This window comes from Pseudomonas deceptionensis, from assembly GCF_900106095.1.
GTDB classification, from domain to species: domain Bacteria; phylum Pseudomonadota; class Gammaproteobacteria; order Pseudomonadales; family Pseudomonadaceae; genus Aquipseudomonas; species Aquipseudomonas deceptionensis.
Window position 1 is genome coordinate 230,034 of sequence record NZ_FNUD01000002.1, and the last position, 20,670, is coordinate 250,703.

The window sequence follows — 20,670 nt, forward strand, 5'->3', positions numbered from 1 at the left end:
CGATAAACACGCCCCCTTTGGCAGTCAGTGAACGACTCTGGCCGCCACCCTATAACGCGAATATGACAGCGGATAGATTCGCAGCCCGCTGCAAGAAATAGATTTACACAACGTAGGTCTCTATTAGCTGAACGCTAGTCTAAAAAAGGAGAGGTCAGAGACAGGTGAAACGAATGTGAAAAAAAACGTGAAGCCCACGTTTGACCACACTCTCCAAATGGACATGCAGCTATCTGAGCATTGCATCAAACAAAACGTTTCAGCTCTGACGAAAGCCGCCGATACCCCCCAACACAACACTCTGCTGGGCCAGAAGAATAAAACCCTCCAGCGAACTTAGATCATGCGTGCACCGTTCCTGGAGAACTCTATGAATAGATGGCTGAGCAACATCAGCGTCAACCTGAAACTGACCCTGGGCTTTGGCCTGGTACTGGCCCTCACCTGCGTAATGGCCGTGTGCAACTGGATCAGCCTGGACAAACTGATTGACCGCAGTAACTGGATGAGCGACATCACGCGCCTTAACACCGCGTTTACCAACCTGCGAGTGACGCGCTTGCAGTACATGCTCACAGACGGCGACGAAGCCGCTGCGCAGAAGGTACAAGCCAGCATTGATGCGTTTTCGGCTCAGCAAGAACAGCTGATCGCCAGCTTCAAAAGCCTGGACAACCTCAAGCTGCTCAAGGAACAGCAAGCCATTATCGGCCGCTACGAGAGCGCCCTGGTGACGATGCGCAAGGCTTACGTTGAGTCTGCCGCATCACGGGCGGCCATGGACCGCAGCGCCAAGCTGGCGCAAGACGCCATCGCAACGCTGATCGCCCGCGCCGAGCAACTGCCGGCCGAAGATGAAAACCGCTTCGCCATGTTCCAGACCGTGTCTGAAATCCGTGAGCAGTTCCTGCTCTCGCGTTACCAGGTACGCGCCTATATTGCTGCGCCCACTCCGGCAACCGAAACGGCCGCCCGCCAGCAACTGGACAAAGCCGTCGCCAGCCTTGAGCGGTTAAACGCGCATTTCGCCACCAATGCCGGCGACACCCTGCGCACCCTGACCCAGACCATGGAGCAGTACAAACAGGCGCTGCAGGTGTACACCTCCACTGACAACACCATCATCGCCACGCGCAAGGACATGACCGAATACGGCACCAGCGTCCTTGCCCTCAGCGACGAGCTGTACAAAATCCAGCTGCAGCGGCGCGACATCGAAAGCGCCACGGCCAACAGCATGCAACTGATCACCACCTTGCTGGTGTTGCTGTTTGGCGTTATCGCGGCGGTCATCATCACCCGCCAGATCACCGGCCCCCTGCGTGACACCCTGGCCGTGGTGGAACGTATTGCCAGTGGCGACCTGACACAGAACCTGCGCATCACCCGTCGCGACGAACTGGGTGTGTTGCAGCAAGGTATTGCGCGCATGGGCACCACCCTGCGCGAGCTGATCAGCGGGATCCGTGATGGCGTGAGCCAGATCGCCAGCGCTGCCGAAGAGCTGTCTGCCGTGACCGAGCAAACCAGCGCCGGGGTCAACAGCCAGAAGATCGAGACCGATCAAGTGGCCACCGCCATGCATGAAATGACCGCCACCGTGCAGGAAGTGGCGCGCAACGCCGAACAGGCCTCCCAAGCGGCCGCAGCAGCAGACAACGAAGCCCGCGAAGGCGACACCGTGGTCAATCAGGCCATTGATCAGATCGAGCGCCTGGCGGTAGAAGTCGGCCGTTCGACCGAAGCCATGGCCGTGCTGCAACAGGAAAGCGACAAGATCGGCAGCGTGATGGACGTGATCAAGGCCGTGGCCGAACAGACCAACCTGCTGGCCCTCAACGCCGCCATCGAAGCCGCCCGTGCCGGTGACGCCGGGCGCGGGTTTGCCGTGGTGGCCGATGAAGTACGCGGCCTGGCCCAGCGGACGCAAAAATCCACCGAAGAGATCCAGACCCTGGTTGCCGCCTTGCAAAGCGGCACGCAGCAGGTGGCCAGCGTCATGCACAACAGCCGCACCCTGACCGACAGCAGCGTAACGCTGACCCGCCAGGCGGGCACCTCGTTGCAGGGCATCACCCGCACCGTGTCGAATATCCAGTCGATGAACCAGCAAATCGCAGCCGCCGCCGAACAGCAAAGCGCAGTGGCCGAAGAGATCAGCCGCAGCATCGTCAACGTGCGCGACGTTTCGGAACAAACCGCAGCGGCCAGCGACGAGACTGCAAAGTCCAGCGTTGAGCTAGCGCGCCTGGGTAATCAACTGCAAGAGATGGTGAGCCACTTCAAGGTGTAAACCTGTGGGAGCGAGCGTGCTCGCTCCCACAAAACACCCCGGCGCGCTTGCCATTGGCCACGCCATTTTCATAGCTCAACACGCCATTGACCCACACCCCGTCAATCCCTTCAGCGGCCTGTTGCGGTTGGTTGAAGTCCGCTACATCGCGCACTTTTTCAGCATCAAACAACACCAGGTCCGCCCAGTGGCCTTCGCGTATCTCGCCCCGCTCCCTCAGACCAAAACGCCCCGCCGACAACCCTGTCATCTTATGTACCGCCGTGTGCAACGGGAACAGCCCCACGTCACGGCTGAAATGCCCCAGCACCCGTGGGAACGCCCCCCACAAACGCGGATGCGGGAACGGATCTTCGGGCAAGCCATCGGAACCGATCATCGACAACGGGTGCGCCAGAATTCGGCGTACATCACTTTCATCCATCCCGTAGTACACCGCCCCTGCCGGCTGCAGGCGCCGCGCCGTGTCCAGCAGCGACAGGCCCCAGAGCGCTGCGATGTCCTGCAGATCACGCCCGCCCATGTCCGGGTGCGGCGTCGACCAGGTGATGGTGATGCGAAACGCATCGGTCACTTGCTTGAGGTCCAGGGTCGAAGAACTCGCCGCGTAGGGATAGCAATCACAGCCCACCGGATGGTTTTTTGCCGCCTGTTCCAGCGCCGCCAGCAACAGCGGGCTGCGCCCCCAGTTCCCGGCACCGGCGCATTTGAGGTGGGAAATAATCACCGGCACTCGGGCCTGGCGTCCGATCAGAAACGCTTCGTCCATCGCCTCCAGCACCGGCTCGAATTCACTGCGCAAGTGGGTGGTGTACAGCGCACCGAATGCGCTCAGTTCGGCGGCCAGTTGCAGCACCTCATCGGTCTCGGCATTGAACGCACTGGCGTAGGCCAGCCCTGTGGATAACCCCAAGGCACCGGCCTCCAGGCTTTCGCGCAGTTGTTGGCGCATGCCACGGATTTCGCTGGCCGTCGCCGTGCGCTGCAAGTCATCCATGTGGTTGCTGCGCAGCGCCGTATGGCCGATCAGCGCGGCGACATTCAACGCAGGGTTCGCCGCCTCAACCGCCGCGCGGTAATCGCTGAAGCGCGGGTACACAAACGCGGCCCTGTCGCCGAGCAGGTTCATCGGGTCTGGCGGCTCAGCACGCAAGGTCACGGGCGAAGCGCTGATGCCGCAGTTGCCGACAATCACCGTGGTCACGCCCTGACTGAGCTTGGGCAGCATCTGCGGCTGGCGGATGACCACCGTGTCGTCGTGGGTGTGCACATCAATAAACCCCGGCGCCAGCACCCGACCTGCAGCGTCTATCTCGTTCCCGGCACGGGCATCGCCCAGCTCGCCGATCCGTTCGATTCGCCCGGCGCGCACCGCCACGTCGGCCATATAACCAGGCGCGTTGCTGCCATCAATCACCTGTGCATTGCGAATCAGTGTGTCGTAGCGCATTTCAATCCCCCAACGGCAGGCAGTCGTCGCCGCCACGATAGTCGTCCAATGCCAGTTTGATCCGGCGCAAGCGCTCCTGATTGGCCTCGGGCATCGACAGCGCCAGCTCGGTGGCGAGCACGTCAATGGCCAGCAACATGCCGTAACGGGCAGCGGTAGGCTTGTAGATAAAGCTGGTTTCCACCCCTTGCAGCGCCAGCACCACATCCGCCAGCTCAGCCAGCGGCGAGTCGGGCCGTGTGATCGCGATCACCTTGGCCCCATAGTTGTGGGCCAGCTTTACCGCCTCGATCAGCTCCGGGGTCTGCCCCGTCAAAGAGCACACAATAACGGCGTGTTCCGGCCCGAGGGTCGCGGCCACCACCCGCATCATCACGGCGTCGCGGCAGGCGGCGATGGGGTAACCCAGCCGCACGAGGCGCACCTGCAATTCATCGCTGCACACACTGGAGCAACCGCCCATGCCGAACGCGTGAATCATCCGCGCCTCGCTCAGCACCCGCACCGCATCGGCAAATCGTTCACCGTTGAAACCGGCCAGATGCTCATGCAGCGTCGATTCGATATCCCCCACGATCTGGCGAAAAAACGCCGATTGCTCAGGCATGCTCGCGCTGTCCAGAAAGCGGTTACCCACCCCGCTGGCCTGGGCCAATTGCAGGCGCAGGTCACGCAAGTCGCGGCAACCAACGCTGCGGGCAAAGCGCGACAAGGTGGCACTGCTGACCTCGGCCCGCAGCGCCAGTTCGTCGAGGCTGGCGCTCGCAGCAAAGCTGATGTCGCTGAGCATCAGCCGGGCGATGCGCGCTTCGGCGGCGCTGAAGCTGTCCTGGCGAACTCGAATTTGATACAGGATGTCCATTTAAATCAGCTCTGAGAGGATCAGGACAAAACCAAACGCCACCACGGAAATCAGGGTTTCCAGCACCGTCCAGGTTTTGAAGGTTTGGGCGACGGTCATATTGAAGTATTCCTTCACCAGCCAGAAGCCGCCGTCGTTCACGTGGGAAAAAATCACCGAGCCCGCGCCCGTGGCCAGCACCAATAATTCCGGGTGTGGATAACCCAGGCCAATCGCCACGGGCGCCACAACCCCCGAGGCGGTGGTCATGGCCACGGTGGCCGAGCCGGTGGCGATGCGCATCAGCGCGGCAAACACCCAGCCCATAAACAGCGGCGACAACTGAAACTCCTGGGCCAGGCCGACAATTTCGGTGGTCACCCCCGAGTCGATCAGGATCCGGTTCAAACCGCCGCCCGCGCCCACCAGCAGCGTGATACTGGCCGTCGGCGCAAGGCACTCGTTGGTGAACTTGAGGATCGACTCGCGGTTAAAGCCCTGGGCCAGGCCCAAGGTCCAGAAGCTGACCACGGTGGCGATCAGCAGCGCCATCACCGAATTACCGATGAACTGCAAAAACTGGTTGAAGCCGCTGCCCGGGGTGGAAATCAGGTCAGCCCAGCCGCCGATCAGCATCAGCACCACCGGCAGCAGGATCGTGCCCAGGGTGATGCTGCAACTCGGCAGGCGTGCCCGCGGTTCGCGGTTGATAAATTGCTTTTCCAGCGGATTATCCGCGGGCAACTGAATGCGCGGCACGATGAATTTAGCGAACAGCGGCCCGGCGATGATCGCCGTGGGGATGCCGATCAGAATCGCGTACATCAGGGTTTGCCCCACCGACGCCTGATACGCCTGCACCGCCAGCATCGCGGCCGGGTGCGGCGGCACCAGGGCGTGCACCACGGACAAACCGGCCACCATCGGCAAACCGACCATCAGCACCGACACCCCGACCCGGCGCGCAACGGTGAAGGCAATTGGCACCAGCAATACAAAACCGACTTCAAAAAACAGCGGCAAGCCCACCAGGAACGCAATGCAGACCATGGCCCAGTGCGCGTTGCGTTCACCGAAGCGGTCAATCAAGGTGCGCGCCACCTGCTCGGCGCCCCCCGACTCGGCCATCATCTTGCCGAGCATGGTGCCCAGCGCGACCACCAGCGCAATATGCCCCAGAGTTTTGCCGACACCGCCTTCGTAAGCCCCCATCACACTGCCCGCAGGCATGCCCGCCATCAGGCCCAGCCCGATGGAAACCAGGGTGATGACGATAAACGGGTTGATCTTGTAGCGCGCAATCAGAACGATCAGCGCAATGATGGCAATGGCGGCATAAAGCAGCAGCCCGTAGCCCGATGATGGCGTCATACGAGGTTCCCCCGGCAATATTTTTTGAGTTCTTGTGAAACTCAAAAAGCATTACCGAAGGTTAATTTCAATGTTTATGAAAATTACTTTCGTGAACCGATACGTCGTGTCGCATCCAGGCATGAGCGACAGGCTGAAATGAAAATCCGGGGGGCGTATTTTCACTCATGGTGGACGCGAGCGCGCTTGAGCAGTTTTTTGCTGCGCTCGGACAGGTGCAACACCCGCAGATGCTTGCCCGCCTTGCGATAGCGCTCGCGCAGGGTGACCAGTGCCGCGATGGCCGAGTAATCCATGAAGTTCAGGTGGCGGCAATCCAGCGTCACCTGAGCCGGATCGTTGGCCGGGTCGAACTGCTTGAGAAACGCCGTAGTGGACGCAAAAAACAACGTGCCATGCACCCGGTAAAGCTTGCTGCCATCACTCTGCACATCCGCGTCGGCATACAGTTGGCGCGCCTGCTGCCAGGCAAAGTTGAGCGCTGCAATAATCACCCCGCACATCACCGCCACGTATGCGTGTTAAACGGATCAGCACACCAGACTGAAGCCTGTGTGGAGCATGGCCTTTTCAGAAAAACCCACGCGCTGAAAATACTCGAAACTTTTTCGGGTACTTAGCAGGTATATGCACCTACACCTAAGCAGGCTATTTCCTATAACACAATGTACATCCGACCATAACCACATACCTGATATTAAATTTAATATTCCCGGGCCTACATTCATTAAACAATAGGACCCTGAACAATGTTCAACAAACCAAAACTCGCGATTAAAACTGGTCTTGCGATCGCAACGTTAATGGCGGCCTCTTCGTCGTTCGCTGAAGTGTCTAAAAACTTCACCGCCAGTTGCTCCGCAAGCAACTTCACCGGCACTGCTTACCTGACCGCAGTCCGGGGTAACGGTCAAATATTTGTCCGCATGACCGGCTACAAAATCTCCGCGCCTTCAAGCTCGAAGTCACGTTCCAAAGCCAATGCAAACCTTCAAGTATGGGGCTCAACGGGCCTGACCTGGACTAAATGGGCCAAGTCAGGTGACAATCTTAAACAGGACGGATCCGTACACTCTGTGTACCTGAGTGAACAAGTTAGAGAAACTCGCCTCGGGGCAGCACAAGTGCAATTTATTTTTGACTCGTCAGGCAATGACCCAAAGTGCATCGGCAAAGTAATGATCCCTGGATTCTAATACGCCACACTTAAAAGTCCGCAGACGTAACATGCGGACTTTTTCAATGTACAAACACATAGCACCATTACAGTTAATGGATCACTACCCCATCCAACTCATCGCATTGTACGCGGACGCTTGAGCCACTTACTCTCACCCCTTCGATAACAAGTCTCCCTGTTACTCGTGATGCACGCGAGCGCGCTTGAGCAGTTTTTTGCTGCGCTCAGACAGGTGCAACACCCGCAGATGCTTGCCCGCCTTGCGATAGCGCTCGCGCAGGGTGTCCAGTGCCGCGATGGCCGAGTAATCCATGAAGTTCAGGTGGCGGCAATCCAGCGTCACCTGAGCCGGATCGTTGGCCGGGTCGAACTGCTTGAGAAACGCCGTAGTGGAGGCAAAAAACAACGTGCCATGCACCCGGTAAAGCTTGCTGCCATCACTCTGCACATCCGCGTCGGCATACAGTTGGCGCGCCTGCTGCCAGGCAAAGTTGAGCGCTGCAATAATCACCCCGCACATCACCGCCACGGCCAGGTCGGTAAACACGGTAATCACCGTCACCGCGATGATCACCAGCACATCGTTCAACGGCACCTTGTTCAGCACCCGCAAAGAGGCCCAGGCGAAGGTCTGCTGCGAGACCACAAACATCACGCCCACCAGCGCCGCCAACGGGATGCGCTCGATAAACGGTGACAGAAACAGCACGAACAGCAAAATCATCACCCCTGCCGTGATGCCGGACAGGCGACCCCGCCCACCGGAGCTGAGGTTAACCACGGTTTGCCCGATCATCGCGCAACCGCCCATGCCGCCGAACACCCCCGACACCATGTTTGCGGCGCCCAGTGCCACGCACTCGCGGTCCGGGTAGCCACGGCTTTCAGTGATCTCATCCGTCAGGTTCAGCGTCAGCAGGGTCTCCAGCAGACCGACCACCGCCATTACGATCGCGTAGGGCGCGATGATGTACAGGGTTTCCAGGTTCCACGGAATCTGCGGCAGGCTAAACGCCGGCAAACCGCCGGCAATGTGCGCCATGTCGCCCAGGGTGCGGGTCGGCAAACCCAGCAGGTAAACCGCCAGGCCTACGCCCAGAATCGCCACCAGGGCAGGCGGCGCGGCGCGGGTCAGGCGCGGCAACAGATAGACGATGGCCATGGTCAGCGCCACCAGCCCGATCATCAAGTACAGCGCCATGCCACTGAGCCAAGTGTCCCCGTCCTTGAAATGGTCCAGTTGCGCCATGGCAATAACGATCGCCAGGCCGTTGACGAAACCGAGCATCACCGGATGCGGCACCATGCGCACAAGCTTGCCGAGCTTGAGCAGGCCGAACGCCAGCATGATCACCCCGCCCAGCAGCACGGTCGCCAGCAGGTACTGCACACCGTGTTGCACCACCAGCGCGACGATCACCACAGCCATGGACCCGGCTGCACCGGACACCATGCCCGGCCGCCCGCCGAACAGCGCGGTGATAGTGCAAATGATAAACGCGCCGTACAGGCCCATCAGCGGGTTGAGATGGGCGACCAGCGCGAACGCGATGCACTCGGGTAAAAGAGCGAACGACGTCGTAAGTCCGGCCAGCACATCAGTGCGCAGACGTTTGAGTTTCATGGTTTACCTAAAAGTCGGGACGGGAAAAGCGGAGGGGAAATCGAGAAAGGGATGGTAGCAAATCAGGTGCGCCGGGGATAACTGTAGCCGCTGCCGCAGGCTGCGATAAGGACCGAAGGGCCTTCAGGGCTGCTTCGCACCCCATCGCAGCCTTCGGCAGCGGCTACAGAGTTTGGGGGTTACTTCACAACCATGCCCACACCACGGCCACGCGGGTCGGAGGCGGTTTCAAGCTGGGTGCCGTTCACGCGGATTGCCTGGATATCGCCCATGTTCCAGCCCTGATCTTCCAGGGTGTAGCCCATCGCCTTGAGCTCGTCGGCCACCTTGCCGGTGAGCGGCGCGTAGGCGTCGAAGTAGATCGTGTCTTTAGGCAGCAACTGGTGATGCACACGCTGTGCAGCCACGGCTTTTTCCAGCGGCAGGTTGTAGTCGTAGATGTTGTTCAGCACCTGGAAAATCGAGGTGAAAATCCGCGAACCACCCGGAGTACCCAGCACCAGCGTGACCTGACCATCGCGGGTCACCAGGCTTGGGCTCATGGACGACAGCATGCGTTTGCCCGGCTCGATGGCGTTGGCATTGCCGCCCACCACACCAAAGGCGTTGGCCACGCCCGGCTTGGAGCTGAAGTCATCCATTTCGTCGTTCAGCAAGAAGCCTGCGCCTTTAACCACAACGCCGCTGCCGTAATCCCAGTTCAGGGTGTAGGTGTTGCTGACGGCGTTGCCCTGTTTGTCGACGATGGAGAAGTGCGTGGTCTGATGCGGCTCCAGGCCCGGTTTGATGTTGGCCGTCGGCGAAATCGCTTTCGGGTTGACCTCTTTCGCACGCTTGGCGATGTAGGCCGGGTCGGTCAGTTCTGCCACGGGCATTTTGCCGAAGGCCGGGTCGCCGAGGTAATCGGCACGGTCAGCGAATACGCGCTTTTCAATTTCAGCCAGCAAGTGGATATAGGGTGCGGAGTTCAGCTCAACGCCCTTGAAGTCTGCCGCACGGTCTTCCTTGATACCGATCAACTGCGCCAGCGCGATCCCGCCCGAGCTTGGCAGCGGCGCGGTGTACAGGGTATTGCCACGGAAATCGACACGCATCGGTTCACGCCAGTTGACCTTGTACTCGTTGAGGTCTTCTTTGGTGATCAGGCCTTTGTCCTGCTGCATTTGTGCAACCAGCAGGTCGGCAGTCTGACCGTGGTAGAACTCTTTGGCGCCTTGGTCGGCGATGCGCTCCAGGGTCTTGGCCAGCTCCGGCTGCTTGAAGGTTTCACCGGGTTTCATGGTGCCAAAATAGTCGCTGAAGTTGGTGGTGCCGTTAAACAGCGCCAGAGCATCTTCGCGATATTGGTATTGCTGGTCGGCCACCTTGAAACCGTTTTTGGCGTAACCCACGGCCGGGGTCAGCAGCTCGGCCCACGGCAATTTGCCAAAGCGCTGGTGCGCTTCCCATAAGCCCATCACCGTACCGGGCACGCCTGCGGCGCGAGTGCCCACCAGGCTCAGGTTTTCGATGATTTCGCCTTTGTCATTGAGGTACATATCGCGGGTAGCGGCTTTGGGCGCCGTTTCGCGGTAATCCAGGAAGTAGGGTTTGCCGTCGATGTACATCGTCATGAAACCGCCGCCGCCGATGTTGCCGGCTTCGGGGTAAGTCACGGCCAGGGTAAAGGCGGTCGCAACTGCGGCGTCGACGGCGTTGCCGCCTTTTTTAAGAATTTGTGCCGCGACTTCGGCACCGTATTGATCCGGGGCGGCAACGGCGCCGCCGTCCAGCGTGACGGCAAAAGCTGAAGAGCTGGCCGCGATGGCAGCCGTCAAGGCCAGGGTTTTGAACCATACAACACGCATTGCAACTTCCTTTTGTTTTTGTAGGACGATGCCAAACCTTGTCTGATTTCAGAACCGTTTTCAAACAACAAAAGTAAAAGTGCGAAGGAGTATGCAAAGTGCGGGAGCCCGCTCCCACAAGGTTTATCCCCTGAAGTCGCAAATCGCGTAGCGGGCGAGCTTGTCCTGAATAAAGTCCAGAAAGCACTGAATGCGCAGCGCCAGCTGTGAGTTGCGGTAGTACACGGCGTTGATCGGCTGGCGATAGCCGCTGTTGAATTCGCCCAGCACCACCTGCAGGCGCCCGGCATTGATGTCTTCAACAGTCATGAAGTGTGACAGGCAGGCGATGCCCTGCCCTTGCAGCGCCAGATGGCGCACGGTTTCGCCGCTCGATGCGCTGATGGCCGGCTGGATGGGCCAGCGGTCGCCCTGTGCATAACGCAGCGGCCACTGGTTGAGGCCATCGTTCTGGGTAAAGCCGATCAGGGTGTGGTTGGCCAGGTCGGCAACGCTGATGGGGGCGCCATGCCGGGCGATGTAGTCGGGGCTGGCGAGGATGTTCAGCGGGCTGCAACCCAGGGAGCGGGCGTGCAAGGTGGAATCGGCCAGTGTGCCGATGCGGATCGCGATGTCGGTGCTCTGCTCCAGCAAGTCGATGATCAGGTCGTTGCTGTTGAGTTCCAGCTGGATCTCGGGGTACAGCGCCCGGAACTCGGGGAGGTACGGCACGATGGCATGCAGCATGAAGGGCGAGGCGGCATTGATGCGCAGGCGCCCGGACGGGGTGCGCTGGTGTGAGATCAGGCGTTCTTCAAGCTCGTCCATTTGTTCAAGGATCAGCTTGGCCCGCTCGAAGAAAAACTTGCCCTCTTCGGTCAGGTCCATGCGCCGCGTGGTGCGGTTGATCAAGGTGGTTTCGAGTTTGGCCTCCAGCCGTGACAGCGTGCGGCTGACGGCTGACGGCGTGAGCCCGGCTTGTTCGGCGGCGGCGGAAATCGAGCCGCACTCAATCACCGAAACAAAAATTTGCAGCTCATCGGATCTGGCTTTCACAGGTGTCCCTCATTGGTTGTGACCTCGCTTAGCCTCGTCAGCGGCTAAAGAGAGACTAACGTGGGAGCGAGCCTGCTCGCGAAGATTATTCGCGAGCAGGCTCGCTCCCACAGGGGCCCAGACCGATACCCGAATCGCTACAGGGCTCAGGCGTTGAGGCCGAACACTTCAGTCAAATGCTGCTCATAACGGCCGGCGTCGACTTCGGGTTGCGGGCGCTTCATCACGTCAACACACAGGAAGGTCGGCAAGCCGGTCATGCCCAGGAACTCGTTGGCCTTGTGGAACGGGAAGTACACCGCGTCCACGCCTTTGCCTTCAAAGAAGTCGGCCGGGTCGTCAAACGCTTGCTGCGGCGCGTTCCAGGTCAGCGACAACATGTACTGCTTGCCCTGGATCAAACCACCGCTGCCGTAACGCTGCGAAGCATCGGAGCGGGTGCGGCCGTCGCTGGCGTACAGCTTGCCGTGGCCTTCGGTGAAGACTTCGTCGATGTATTTTTTAACGATCCACGGCGCGCCCATCCACCAGCCCGGCATTTGATAAATGATGACGTCTGCCCACAGGTATTTTTCGACTTCTTCGGCGATGTCGTAGCCTTCGTCGATGTGGGTCACTTTGACTTCAAAGCCCTGACGGTCAAAGAACGCCAGTGCGGTGTCGTGCATGGTCAGGTTGTAGCGACCATCGGAGTGGGCAAATTTTTTCGCGCCGTTAAGCAAAAGTACTTTTTTCATCATCAGCCTCCAGGGGGGGTAAACCCTCAGCGCTGTTGAGCGGCATGGGGGGGTTCAAAAACATGCCGGCAGAATATCGATCTGCCTGTGTAAGAAAAACCCGTGATGAGTCAAATGACCTTTGCTTCAAAAGCACGAATAGAGTTTTGATTGTTGCCTGTGGTTATCCCCTGTATGCCTGCGTTTTTTGCGGGAGTAAGATCCCGGTCTGCTGACACCCGCTGCCACAGCGCGGGTGATTCCGATCAACACTGAAAACAACAACGAACAGGGCACCCGATGGCTGACGACAACTCTCCCCCGGTCACACTCAAACGCGGTTTGAAGAATCGCCATATCCAGCTGATCGCCTTGGGCGGCGCCATCGGTACGGGCCTGTTCCTGGGCTCGGCGGGCGTGCTCAAGTCGGCCGGGCCGTCAATGATTCTGGGCTATGCGATTGCCGGCTTTATCGCGTTCCTGATCATGCGCCAGCTGGGCGAGATGATTGTCGAAGAGCCGGTAGCTGGCTCTTTCAGCCACTTCGCCCACAAGTACTGGGGCGGCTATGCGGGCTTCCTGTCGGGCTGGAACTATTGGGTGCTGTACGTGCTGGTGGGCATGGCCGAGCTGACGGCGGTGGGCAAGTACATCCAGTTCTGGTGGCCCGAGGTGCCGACCTGGGTCAGTGCAGTGGTGTTCTTTGTGCTGGTGAACCTGATCAACACGCTGAACGTGAAGGTCTTCGGCGAGATGGAGTTCTGGTTCGCCATCATCAAGGTGGTGGCGATTGTCGGCATGATCGTGCTCGGCTGCTACCTGCTGATCAGCGGCACCGGCGGCTCGCAAGCGTCGTTCAGTAACCTGTGGAGCCACGGCGGGTTCTTCCCCAACGGCGGCACCGGGCTGCTGATGGCCATGGCCTTTATCATGTTTTCCTTCGGTGGCCTGGAGCTGGTGGGCATCACTGCCGCCGAGGCAAGCGAACCGAAAAAGGTGATCCCCAAGGCCATCAACCAGGTGGTGTACCGGATTCTGATTTTCTATGTAGGCGCACTGACCGTCCTGCTGGCGCTGTACCCGTGGGATCAGTTGCTGGTCACCTTGGGCGCCGGTGGCGATGCCTACGGCAGCAGCCCGTTTGTGCAGATCTTTGCCTTGATCGGCAGCGATACCGCCGCGCAAATCCTCAACTTTGTGGTGCTGACCGCCGCGCTGTCGGTCTACAACAGCGGCGTGTACTGCAACAGCCGCATGCTCTTTGGCCTGGCAGAACAGGGTGATGCGCCCAAAGCGCTGATGAAGCTGACCAAAAATGGCGTGCCATTGCGCGCACTGGGCGTGTCGGCGCTGGTGACGTTGCTGTGTGTGGTAGTCAACTATGTGGCACCGCACAAGGCACTGGAGCTGCTGTTTGCGCTGGTGGTTGCTTCGCTGATGATCAACTGGGCGCTGATCAGCCTCACCCATATCAAGTTCCGCAAGGCCATGGCGGTACAAGGCGTAACGCCTTCGTTCAAGGCGTTCTGGTTCCCGTTCAGCAACGTGCTGTGCCTGGTGTTTATGGCCGTGATCGTCTCGGTGATCTGGATGATCCCCGATGTCCGCGCCTCGGTGTATGCGATCCCGGTGTGGTTGCTGATCATCTACGGGTTCTACCGTTTACGCCTGAGCAAAGGCCAGGCGCTGGCGAACACCCGCTAAGCAGGGGGTGAACTCAACTGTGGGAGCAGCCTGCTTGCGAAGACCGTTCGCGAGCAGGCTCGCTCCCACTGAAGAGTTGCGCATTCGGGTCACTGGGTGTCGGAATCAGGCATCTGTCAGTGCGCCACCACGGTTAGGGTGGGGTTCGATAACCCATCACCGGAGGTCTTATGTCTGCGCCAATCACCGTGCTTCGCGACACCCATCCCCTGCCAGTGCTCGATGCCTGCAAGTGGGAAAAACTTGAAGGCGACCCGCATACCGTCAACCTCAACGCTTACACCAGCGAAGACGGCAGCAAAATCATGGGCACGTGGATTTGCACGCCCGGCAAGTGGTACGTGGAGTATGTGAAGTGGGAGTACTGCGACTTCCGCGAGGGGTATTGCATCATCACCCCTGAGGGCAAAGAACCGATCCATCTGAGGGCCGGGGATATCTTTATCGTGGAACCAGGCATGAAAGGCACGTGGGAAGTGGTGGAAACCGTGCGCAAGTATTTCGTTTTTGCCTGATTGAGACCACGCAAAAAACCGGGAATCCGCCCGACGCGGATTCCCGGAAAAGCCCTATTCGGGCTTGCGATAGCTATTGATGATGGCCGAAAAGTCTTTGCCGCCTTCGCCGCGCAAACTCATCGCCTGATACAACTGTTGTGCCACGGCGCCCATCACTACAGGTTGATGGGCCTGGCGTGCAGCCTCGGTGGCCAACCCCAGATCCTTGAGCATCAACTCGGCGCCAAAGCCGCCGGTATAGCCGCGCGATGCGGGGGCCGTAGCAACAATGCCCGGCCACGGGTTGTACACCTCGGAACTCCAGCAGCGTCCGGTGGAGCTGTTGATCACCCCGGCCAGCACTTCGCTGTCGATGCCCAGTGCAGCGCCCAGGGCCATGGCCTCACTGACGCCGACCATGGAGATCCCGAGCAGCAGGTTGTTGCAGATTTTAGCGACTTGCCCCGTGCCCACATCCCCACAATGGACGATGTTGCGCCCCATTTGAGCGAGTACCGGGTGCAGGGTGTCGAACAGTGCCTGATTGGCGCCGACCATGAAGGTCAGGGTGCCGGCCTGTGCTCCACCCGTGCCACCGGACACCGGCGCATCAGCCATGTGCACGCCTTGTTTGGCGGCTGCGGCGGCCACATCACGGGCGGTCTGCGGGTCGATAGTGCTGCAATCCACCGCTGGCACGCCTTCGCCGATCCCCGCCAGCACGCCGTCTTCACCCAGCCACACGCTGCGCACATGGGCGGCAGCCGGGAGCATGGTGATCACCAGCTCGGCGCCTTTGGCGGCTTCGCGGGGCGAAGCACTGATATGGCCACCCAGGGCTGCCAGCTCGGCCAGGATGTCTTTGTTCAGGTCAAACAGGTTCAGCGAATGCCCGGCCTTGATCAGGTTGCGCGCCATCGGCGCGCCCATGTTGCCCAGGCCAATAAATGCGATGTTCATGGTGTGTGCCCTCAACGAAGATGGATGGTGGTATTAACGCCATCATTCACGCTTTCATCATCGAACCAGCGACTGGTGACGGTCTTGGTTTGAGTATAGAACTGCACCACTTGCTTGCCGTACGGACCAAGATCGCCGAGTTTCGAGCCACGGGAGCCGGTAAAGCTGAAGAATGGAACCGGCACAGGAATCGGAATGTTGATACCGACCTGACCCACATCGATTTCAGTCTGGAACTTGCGCGCCGCAGCGCCACTTTGGGTAAACAGGCCGGTGCCGTTGCCGAACGGGTTGGCGTTGACCAGCGCGATGGCCTGGTCGAGGGTGTCGACTTCAATCACCACCAGCACCGGGCCGAAGATTTCCTGGGTGTAGATTTGCATGTCGGTGGTAACGCCCGAAAACAGGGTCGGGCCGATAAAGTTGCCTTGCTCAAACCCTGGAACCTTGACGTTACGGCCGTCCAGCTCAAGCACCGCGCCTTCTTTGATCCCGCTTTCAATCAGCCCCAGCACGCGCTCTTTCGCACGCTTGGAGATCACCGGGCCCACGTCGGTGCCCGCCTCACTGCCGGCATTGACCTTGAGTTGTTGCGCCAGCGCCTTGAGGTCCGGCAGCCACTGCTTGGCCGCGCCCACCAGCACCACCACCGAGGTGGCCATGCAGCGTTGCCCGGCAGCGCCAAAACCTGCGCCCACCAGTGCATTGAGGGTTTGTTGACGGTTGGCGTCAGGCAGCACCACCGCGTGGTTTTTAGCGCCCATCATCGATTGCACGCGCTTGCCGTGGCGGCCCGCCAGGTCATAGACGTGGGTGCCGACAGCGGTTGAGCCCACAAACGAAACAGCCTTGATATCCGTGTGAGTGCAGAGTGCGTCCACGACGTCTTTGCCGCCGTGCACTACGTTCAGCACGCCTGGCGGAACCCCGGCCTCCATCGCCAGTTCGACCAGCATCAGGGTCGACAGCGGGTCTTGCTCGGAAGGCTTGAGCACGAAGGTGTTACCGCAGGCGATGGCCATCGGGAACATCCACAGCGGAATCATGGCCGGGAAGTTGAAAGGCGTGATCCCTGCGCAGACACCAATCGGTTGGCGCAAGGTATAGGTATCCACCCCGCCGGCTACGTTTTCAGCGAATTCACCCATCTGCAACGTGCCGATGGAGCACGCGTGTTCGACCACTTCCAGGCCACGGAAAATATCGCCTTCGGCGTCGGCAATGGTTTTGCCTTGTTCAGCACTCAGGACGACGGCGATGCGCTTGGAGTGTTCACGAATCAGCGCTTGCAGCTTGAGCATGATGCGCATCCGCGCGCCAATCGGCGTCAGCTTCCAGGTCTGGAAGGCGCGTTGGGCACTGGCGATGGCGGCGTCGACTTCCGAGGCGGTGGCAAACGGGACTTTGGCCAGCACTTGCTGAGTGGCCGGGTTGACGATGTCGTGCCACTCGGTGGTCTGAGACTCGACCCATTCGCCATCAATCAGTAAGCGGGCGTTTTGATACGGGGTGTTAGAAACGCTCATGGAAGTCTCCGAAATTATTCTTGTGAGTACGGGCAGCCAAATTGGTCGCAGGACTGTTTTTGGAGTATAGGTGTGCGTTCTTCTAATAAGAACGCACATAAAAGCCGGTCTAACATGCAAAAAAACATCACATCGTTAAGCGCACTGAACTGGGACGACCTGAAGTTTTTTCTTGAGGTGGCCCGCACCCGCAAAGCCAGCAGTGCTGCCAAACGACTCGCGGTGGACTACACGACCGTGTCGCGGCGGATCAACTCGCTGGAGGCCGCGCTGGGGACGTTACTGTTCGAAAAGTCGCGCACCAACGGCTTTACCCTGACCAACGAAGGCCAGCGGTTGCTGGGGTATGCCGAGTCGATTGAAAGCACGCTGCACATGGCCTGCGAGCAGGTTTCAGGGTCTGGCGTGGCGTTGTCGGGCCATGTACGCATGGGCTGCACCGAGGGTTTCGGCAGCTTTTTCATCACCCCGCAACTCAGCCATTTTGTAGACACCTACCCGGCCATTTCGGTGGATATCCTGCCGCTGCCGCACTTCATCAGCCTGTCCAAGCGCGAGGCGGATATCGTCATTGCCCTGGAGCGCCCGGAACACGGGCCGTATGTGTGCTGCAAGCTGTGCGACTACCGCTTGCAGCTGTATGCGACCCAGGAATATCTGGACCAGCACCCTCCGATCCGCCGGGCGGCTGATTTGTCGGAGCATACGTTTATCAGTTACGTGGACGATCTGGCGTTCAGCTCGGAGCTGCTGTACCTGGCCAATGTACTGCCCGGCGCCAGCGCCAACCTGCGTAGCACCAGTGTGATTGCCCAGTTCGTGGCGGCGCAGCAGGGGCGCTCGCTGGCAATTCTGCCGTGCTTTCTGGCCGCCCAGGACCCGCGTTTGCTACCGGTGTTGCCGGACGAAATCAACCTCACGCGCCAGTTCTGGATGTACTGCCGCGAGGACCTGAGGAAGTTGAAGCGCATCACCCTGCTGTGGGATTACATCCGCGAAGTGACGGAGCTGAATGCGCCGCTGTTGCTGGGCGAGACGCGGGGGATGAAGTTTTCGGGGTGACTCGCCACTGCACATGTAGCCGCTGAGGAGCGAAGCGAGGCTGCGACAAGGACCGAAGGGCCTTCAAAAGACCGGGGCCGCTTCGCAGCCCATCGCAGCCTCGCTTCGCTCCTCAGCGGCTACACGCCATGGCGCTAGTCGGCAATCACGACGATCGAGACGCGGCGGTTTTCAGTACGACCCGACCGGGTATTGTTGCTGGCCACCGGCTCGCGGCTGCCCAACCCGCGGATCTGGATATTCTCGGGGCGCATGCCGACCTTGAGCAGCGCCTTGACCACGCTGTTGGCGCGGCGCACGGACAGTTGTTCGTTGTAGGACTCCTTGCCAGAGGAGTCCGTATGGCCATCTACCCGCACGCGCTGGATGTCAGCACCGAGCAAGGCGGTGCCAATGCGCTCGACGATTTCCTGGCTTTGCGTATTGAGCACTTCCAGGTCACTGCCAAACAGCACTTTGCCCGACAAACCGAACGCCCAGCCCTCCTCGGTCAGCTCGAAGCCCTGTTGTTTGAGTACCGTGATCTGCGCCGGGGTCAGACCTTTTGGCGGGGCAGTCTGGCAACCGGTCAACGACAGCGTTGCCAGTAAAAGGGCAACGCTAAAAAACTGCAGATAACGCTGGGTCAATGCAAGCATGGGGGGGGTAACTCCTGATGATCATGGAGTTGCGGGGTACTCCAACTCCGCAACGTGTTGCCCGCCTCGGGCGAGGCGTTTTGCCTGGTACATCGCCAGGTCCGCGGCACAGAGCAGCGAATCCGGGGTTGCACCATGTTCGGGGTAAACGGCGATTCCGATACTGAGCGAGGTCACGACACTGCTTTGGCCCGGCAGCTCAATGGGCTCCAGCATGCTGGCAATGATCTTGCCGGCGATGCGCTGGGCATCTGCGATCTTGTGCAGCGGGCTCAGCAAAATCGCAAATTCGTCGCCGCCCAGGCGCGCCACCACATCGTCCTCACGTAACTGGGCACGCACGCGCGTCGCCACGGCAACCAGCACCGCATCACCTGCCGCGTGGCCATAGGTGTCATTGATGTCCTTGAAACGATCGCTATCGAGAAACAGCACGGCGACCTTCTCGCTGACGTTGTTCAGCGAGCGCAGGGTGCGCGTCAGACGGGCTTCAAAATAGGCGCGGTTGGGCAGATTGGTCAGCGAGTCGTGACTGGCCTGATGCGCCAGGATCTCGTTCTCGTTTTGCAGATGGCTTTGCCAGGACTCAAGCTCATCGAGCAAGGCATTGAAGTCGTTGCCCAGGCTGTCCAGTTCGGCAATATGTGCCGGCGGCACGCGCCGGTCGAACGCCCGCTCGCGGCGCGCGGCGTGTGCCACTTCAGCCAGTTGTTGCAAGGGCCCGGTGATGCCACCCAGAAGCCGGCGCGACAAATACAACGCACTCCAGGCGCTGAGCGCCGTGCACACCATCACGCCAAGCAGCCCGCTGAGCAAAAAGCTCAGCATATTGGCCCCGTGCCCACGGACGGTCACCAGACCGACTTCCTGGCCCTGATGCAAAATCGGCACGGTGATCGGTTGTTCCAGCAAACTATCGGCCAACCACTTTTCGACCTTGGGCAACAGGCCAGCTTCCGGGCGCTGCCATTGCGCGAGCAGCTCTCCATCGGCCGTGTAAACCCTGGCCTCGGCGACTGCTTCGGTGGACGCAATCAAGGCCAGCGCTTCGGTTGCCGCCGCACGGTCATCAAACACCACGGCTGCTTCCACGGTGTAATTGATGGAGCGGGCAATCAGGTGCAAGTTGTGGTCGGCGTACACCTTGAGCGCCAGCACCCCCAACAGGGTCATCGAAGCGCTGGCCAGTGTAACGGCTACCAATGCCACCCCAAGGTGCCCTCGGCGCAATACCGAGCGCAACCTGCGCCGGCTTTTAGGCTTTTGGGAAAGGATCATGGCTGAGCCGCCCTGCGACGCGACAGTTGCAGCACGCTGGGATGAATGCGTACGCCGCTGCGAGCGACAGAGTCGAGGTTGACCTCAAACGACACTTGTTCATCGCGCACGCGCAGGCAAAAAAGACTGCCTACGGTGCATTGATCACCGTCTTCGCTGATGCTCAGTACGGCTTTGGTATTGAAGCTGGAGAACAGCTGGCTGCGCTCCTCAGCGCTTAACTTGCCTAAGTACACCGCGTTGCAATCACTGGCAATACCAGGATCACTCGCCAACACACGACGAACCTGCACCGGCCTGCCACTGGGCTGAGTCGCGCCTTTGAGCAGGTCATCGGTGTATTCGGTCGGGCCGATCACGCATAACTGCAATTGCGCCGGCTCAGTGGGCCAACGTGCATAGCTGAGGATGCCAAGGACCACTTGGGTCACAGCCTTGGCGCGCTGATCAGCCAGGTTTATGGGTGCTTCAGGTTGGGCCAGGCAAGGAGTGCTCAGCAGTAACAGGCAAAAAGAAAGCAGCCGTACCCGCCATCCAAAATGCTGTTCTGCCGAGGAGACAGCCACGTCCATGCGGGATTTCTCTGTAATCTTTGTAGGAATAGTGTCGTAACGATAGCACGACATGTGTACTCACTGTGATACAGGT

The 20,670-nt window shown here is 59.8% G+C and carries 16 protein-coding genes and 3 pseudogenes; 6 read left to right on the plus strand and 13 right to left on the minus strand.

Annotation, left to right across the window (positions count from 1 at the left end; genetic code table 11):
• Positions 1–370: 370 nt before the first annotated feature.
• Together BLW11_RS24265 and BLW11_RS24270 are read left to right on the plus strand one after the other, a co-directional pair.
• Positions 371–1,390 (plus strand): annotated as a pseudogene (locus BLW11_RS24265) (methyl-accepting chemotaxis protein); the annotation flags it as partial.
• A 306-nt stretch (positions 1,391–1,696) separates the two neighbouring features.
• A pseudogene (locus tag BLW11_RS24270) lies at positions 1,697–2,293 on the plus strand (methyl-accepting chemotaxis protein); the annotation flags it as partial.
• Here the strand turns inward: BLW11_RS24270 and BLW11_RS01020 are convergent.
• The 4 genes and pseudogenes from BLW11_RS01020 to BLW11_RS01035 all read right to left on the minus strand — a co-directional run.
• Positions 2,283–3,743, minus strand: a complete 1,461-nt coding sequence (locus tag BLW11_RS01020; protein ID WP_048362063.1) for an N-acyl-D-amino-acid deacylase family protein — start codon at positions 3,741–3,743, stop codon at positions 2,283–2,285. The pseudogene BLW11_RS24270 and the gene BLW11_RS01020 overlap by 11 nt on opposite strands.
• Before the next feature lies 1 nt (position 3,744).
• Entirely contained in the window at positions 3,745–4,605 is an 861-nt protein-coding gene (locus BLW11_RS01025) for a MurR/RpiR family transcriptional regulator (protein ID WP_048362062.1), read from the minus strand.
• Complete coding sequence (locus BLW11_RS01030; protein WP_048362061.1) at positions 4,606–5,955, minus strand: GntT/GntP/DsdX family permease; 1,350 nt, start codon at positions 5,953–5,955, stop codon at positions 4,606–4,608.
• Between the two features lie 161 nt (positions 5,956–6,116).
• Positions 6,117–6,464: pseudogene (locus BLW11_RS01035) on the minus strand (STAS domain-containing protein); the annotation flags it as partial.
• 240 nt (positions 6,465–6,704) lie between these two features.
• Here BLW11_RS01035 and BLW11_RS01040 point away from each other — a divergent pair.
• Positions 6,705–7,151 (plus strand): hypothetical protein, encoded by a 447-nt coding sequence (locus BLW11_RS01040; protein ID WP_048362059.1) that lies wholly within the window; start codon positions 6,705–6,707, stop codon positions 7,149–7,151.
• 162 nt (positions 7,152–7,313) lie between these two features.
• On the opposite strand, the gene BLW11_RS01045 is transcribed toward BLW11_RS01040, so the two are convergent.
• The 4 genes from BLW11_RS01045 to mdaB form a co-directional block, all read right to left on the minus strand.
• On the minus strand, positions 7,314–8,759 hold the full coding sequence (locus BLW11_RS01045; protein ID WP_048362058.1) for a SulP family inorganic anion transporter: 1,446 nt from the start codon (positions 8,757–8,759) through the stop codon (positions 7,314–7,316).
• Positions 8,760–8,938: 179 nt separating this feature from the next.
• Positions 8,939–10,606: a gamma-glutamyltransferase gene (gene ggt, locus BLW11_RS01050; RefSeq protein WP_048362057.1), complete on the minus strand. Its 1,668-nt coding sequence runs from the start codon at positions 10,604–10,606 to the stop codon at positions 8,939–8,941.
• Positions 10,607–10,729: 123 nt separating this feature from the next.
• Complete coding sequence (locus tag BLW11_RS01055; protein ID WP_048362056.1) at positions 10,730–11,641, minus strand: LysR family transcriptional regulator; 912 nt, start codon at positions 11,639–11,641, stop codon at positions 10,730–10,732.
• 146 nt (positions 11,642–11,787) lie between these two features.
• Positions 11,788–12,378, minus strand: coding sequence for an NADPH:quinone oxidoreductase MdaB (gene mdaB, locus BLW11_RS01060; protein WP_048362055.1), 591 nt, complete (start codon positions 12,376–12,378; stop codon positions 11,788–11,790).
• Between the two features lie 279 nt (positions 12,379–12,657).
• Between mdaB and BLW11_RS01065 the strand changes: the two genes are divergently transcribed.
• Positions 12,658–14,061 (plus strand): amino acid permease, encoded by a 1,404-nt coding sequence (locus BLW11_RS01065; protein WP_048362054.1) that lies wholly within the window; start codon positions 12,658–12,660, stop codon positions 14,059–14,061.
• Positions 14,062–14,231: 170 nt separating this feature from the next.
• The gene (locus BLW11_RS01070; RefSeq protein ID WP_048362053.1) at positions 14,232–14,576 is read left to right on the plus strand and encodes a cupin domain-containing protein; all 345 of its coding nucleotides are present in this window, start codon (positions 14,232–14,234) and stop codon (positions 14,574–14,576) included.
• 54 nt (positions 14,577–14,630) lie between these two features.
• Here the strand turns inward: BLW11_RS01070 and mmsB are convergent, their stop codons facing one another.
• Positions 14,631–15,518 carry a 3-hydroxyisobutyrate dehydrogenase gene (gene mmsB, locus BLW11_RS01075; protein WP_048362052.1) on the minus strand — a complete coding sequence of 296 codons (888 nt, stop codon included), beginning with the start codon at positions 15,516–15,518 and terminating at the stop codon, positions 14,631–14,633.
• A gap of 11 nt (positions 15,519–15,529) precedes the next feature.
• Entirely contained in the window at positions 15,530–17,044 is a 1,515-nt protein-coding gene (locus tag BLW11_RS01080) for a CoA-acylating methylmalonate-semialdehyde dehydrogenase (protein ID WP_048362051.1), read from the minus strand.
• Between the two features lie 114 nt (positions 17,045–17,158).
• Here BLW11_RS01080 and BLW11_RS01085 point away from each other — a divergent pair, with 114 nt between their 5' ends.
• Complete coding sequence (locus tag BLW11_RS01085; RefSeq protein ID WP_048362050.1) at positions 17,159–18,106, plus strand: LysR family transcriptional regulator; 948 nt, start codon at positions 17,159–17,161, stop codon at positions 18,104–18,106.
• Between the two features lie 134 nt (positions 18,107–18,240).
• Here the strand turns inward: BLW11_RS01085 and yfiB are convergent, their stop codons facing one another.
• The 3 genes from yfiB to yfiR are packed head-to-tail and all read right to left on the minus strand — an operon-like array spanning position 18,241 to position 20,594.
• Positions 18,241–18,744, minus strand: a complete 504-nt coding sequence (yfiB, locus tag BLW11_RS01090; protein ID WP_048362049.1) for an outer membrane lipoprotein YfiB — start codon at positions 18,742–18,744, stop codon at positions 18,241–18,243.
• Between the two features lie 21 nt (positions 18,745–18,765).
• Positions 18,766–20,022, minus strand: coding sequence for a diguanylate cyclase DgcN/YfiN (dgcN, locus tag BLW11_RS01095; protein WP_048362048.1), 1,257 nt, complete (start codon positions 20,020–20,022; stop codon positions 18,766–18,768).
• Positions 20,019–20,594, minus strand: a complete 576-nt coding sequence (gene yfiR / locus BLW11_RS01100; RefSeq protein WP_048362047.1) for a regulatory sequestration protein YfiR — start codon at positions 20,592–20,594, stop codon at positions 20,019–20,021. Before yfiR ends, dgcN begins: the two co-directional genes overlap by 4 nt.
• Between the last annotated feature and the right edge of the window lie 76 nt (positions 20,595–20,670).